Annotated in this window: 3 protein-coding genes; all 3 read left to right on the top strand. The window is 70.6% G+C overall.

Annotated elements, in window-relative coordinates; genetic code table 11:
* The first annotated feature begins 369 nt into the window (after window positions 1-369).
* On the top strand, window positions 370-882 hold the full coding sequence (locus AOK09_RS34335; RefSeq protein ID WP_055591127.1) for a cupin domain-containing protein: 513 nt from the start codon (window positions 370-372) through the stop codon (window positions 880-882).
* A 95-nt stretch (window positions 883-977) separates the two neighbouring features.
* Entirely contained in the window at window positions 978-1346 is a 369-nt protein-coding gene (locus AOK09_RS40595) for a hypothetical protein (protein WP_055591126.1), read from the top strand.
* 1366 nt (window positions 1347-2712) lie between these two features.
* On the top strand, window positions 2713-3282 hold a 570-nt coding region (locus AOK09_RS34325; protein WP_407675458.1), incomplete at its 3' end, for a glycoside hydrolase family 11 protein.

The raw sequence follows: 3282 nt of genomic DNA, 5'->3' as shown, positions 1-3282 counted from the left end.
CGGCCGCTCACCGACGCCTCCCACGCCGGGGTACGGAGGCGTCGGTGAGCGGCCGCGTCCGGACCCGCGCAGCCGAACGGGCGGTGCGCGCCGGGCTTGCGAGACAGCGCGCGGCGGCGGTGCGCTCACGCCGGGGTGCAAGCCGGGTGGTGCGCCCCCGAGCGGGGGGCCGCCAGGGGCGGTGGTGGTGACAGCCCGGGGCGGAGGCGTCCAGCCGCCGCGAGGGAGGGCCGGGAGCCTCCCGCAGCCCGTCCGGCCGTGGTTTGACCCCCTGGAGCGCGGAGGTATCTGTCCATCCATGGGAAGTCAGGGCCGTCGGCGTGCGGCCGCACGGCCGGGCCGACGCGGCCCGCGAGAGGAACGGGGACCATGGACCACATCGGCGTGCCACCGCTCACCATCGTCCGGCCCGGAGAGGGCCAGAGCGTGCACATCCCCGGCTTCGGAGCGGACTTCAAACTCTGGAGTGACACCACGGGTGGCGCGGTGTCCATGGTGGAGCACCCGTTCGACGTCGGTGTGATCACCGCCCCGCACCTGCACACCAGGGAGGACGAGTACTCCGTCGTCCTCGAGGGCGAGATCGGCTTCCGCTCCGACGACGCCGAGACCGTCCTGGGCCCCGGCGGGTACATCGTCAAGCCGCGCGGCCAGATGCACGCCATGTGGAACGCCGGTCGCGTGCCCGGCCGGATGATCGAGGTGATCATCCCCGGCGGATTCGAGCACTACTTCCGCGAACTCGGCGAGCTGATGGCGTCGAGCGTGACCGACCGGGGCGCCTTCGGTGAACTGGCCGAGAAGTACGGGCTGACCTACGGGCACCCCGACTGGCTCGACGACGTCGTCCGGCGCTACGGCCTCAACCCGCCGACCCACTGACCGCCCTGTCGACCACCCCGTCCACCGGCCCGTCCACCCGCCCTCCCGGCCGTCGCCGAGTCGAGCGCGGCAGGGAGTCCGTCCCGAGGAGTCCGATGCCCTACTTCCGCAAACGGCCGATAGAGATCGAGGCCATCCGCTGGACCGGCGACAACGCGGACCAGCTCTGCACGTTCGCCGGAGACGGGCCCGGTGGCGAACCGACCTTCGCGGTCCGCCGCCAGGTGGCGCAGGTGTGGGCCAGGGAGGAGGGCTGCTGGGTGGACTGCCCGGTCGGGCACTGGGTGGTCCGAGGCGTCCTGGGGGAGTACTACCCGGTGAGCCCGGCTGCGATGGAGGCCTCGTACGAGATGGTCGGGGCGGTGCAGGAGGGTGATGGTCCGGAGGGCCGTCGGCACGGGCAGGCCGGGCTTCTGCCGCCGGAAGCGGGCCCCGGGCGGGGCCTGAGCGGTCCGTCGCGCTGATCCGGGGCGCCGGACCTCGCCCTCTCTCTTCACGACGGGGGTCTGCGGGGTGGCCGGGCATTGCGGGCGGCCGGCGGGCCGGGGCTGACGTACGGTCTGCCTGCTGCGGGACGTCCCCGTTCGGCCGTCGCACCCGGCGGAGCGGCCGAGAGCGTGAGGGACCACGGGCGGGTGGGCGTGCGGCGTGGGGGAGCGCGGCCGTCGGCGTGACTCCCTCAGCTCGAGGTTCTTGTTGACTCCCTCCACTGCTGCTGTTCTGCGCCGCTGCCGTGCCGTCGTGGACCCGGGGCGTACGGGCGCTCGACCCCGGCTGTCGGCGGCCCCGCGGCCGGCTGCCGAGCCGAAGCCGGGCGACTGGGTCCGCGGCGACGCCGCCGCGGGCGCGAGGGCTGTTCCGCCGCAGCGCGCTCCCGTCCGCACAAGGTCCGGCATGTGCGCGTACCGTCTCGAAACTTTCGCAGAGATTGCGAGCGGCCCCATGTCCCCTCTGTCGGGTTGGGGTGACGGCAAGGAGGCCTGTTCGACACTTCGACGCGCCAGGGGCTTGATCGGTGAGAAGAATCGAAATCTTTCGAGACCCTGTTTGGTTGATCACCGGTGAATTTCGATGAACTTTCGGAAACGCAACTCATTGACCGTCCATCAGGGGCTGGGCATACTCTCCAGTGATCGAAACATCCCCGTAACGGAGGCGACTCCTTACGGCCACACCCATCCCCTTCCGGCACCGCCGGGCGCGTGAGCCCGGAGGCCGGAAGGGAGCGGTCGCAGTGATCGTGAAAAGCACGCGTACCCGCACTTTCGTCACCCCGGCACGGTCGATGTGCTGCCCATGGCCGCCATCACCGGTTTGTCGGGTATCACCGACCCGACTTGCAGCCCGGGTACGACCGCGCATCGAGGTCTCAGCCGGCCGGGGCAGGCCGGAGGACAGGGCGGCACACACCTCCCCGTGGCCCTCTGCCGTCCCGTCGGCCGCGGCACTTCCCTGACCGTTCGCGGCCTGACGGCGGTGGGCCGGTACTTCCGCCGTCGCAAGCCCCCGACCACCGCTGGAACCGGCTGATGTCGCCGTCACGGACCTCAGCCGTCGTCGATCGCCGATCCGGATGCCGCAGCGGCCGACGGGCCCGAGGCCCGGGAGCGGCATCGACCCGGACGACCGCGCCCTGGCCGCCGGGGCCACCCTTCCGTCAGGTGGCCGGCCGTCACGACGGCTGCCCGGCCCAGACCACTTGAAGCCCGTCGGGTTGCATCAGCGACCCGGCGTCCACCCCAACCCGCACCAGGAGGAAGCGCATACATGAACACTGCCTTCACCCGCTCGAGATTCCGTGTCCGCGGTCGCCTCAGGTGGATCCTCGCGTTGGTCGCGGCTCTGCTGCTGATACCGGTCACTGCGCACGCGGACACGACGGTCAACTCCAACCAGACCGGCACCAACAACGGGTACTTCTACTCCTTCTGGAGCCAGAACAGCGGCCAGGCCTCCATGACCATGGGCGCCGGCGGCCAGTACAGTACCCAGTGGAACAACGTCGCCAACTTCGTCGCCGGGAAGGGCTGGAACCCGGGTAACACCAACCCGGTGACCTACTCGGGCTCGTGGAACTGCAACGGCAACTGCTACCTGTCGCTGTACGGCTGGACCACCAACCCGCTCATCGAGTACTACATCGTCGAGAACTACGGGAGCTACAACCCCAGCTCCGGCGCCACCAGGCTGGGCTCGGTCAACAGCGACGGCAGCACGTACGACCTGTACCGGACGCAGCGCGTCAACCAGCCGTCCATCCAGGGCACCGCGACGTTCTACCAGTACTGGGCGGTCCGCCAGGCGAAGCGCACGGGCGGCACCATCACCGTGTCCAACATCTTCAACGCGTGGAAGTCCGCGGGCCTGAACCTCGGCACTCCGAACTACGAGATCCTCGCC

It is taken from the genome of Peterkaempfera griseoplana (genome assembly GCF_001418575.1).
Lineage (GTDB): Bacteria > Actinomycetota > Actinomycetes > Streptomycetales > Streptomycetaceae > Peterkaempfera > Peterkaempfera griseoplana.
The sequence above is the reverse complement of the archived record's forward strand: the minus strand, read 5'-3'. Positions and strand labels throughout refer to the sequence as shown.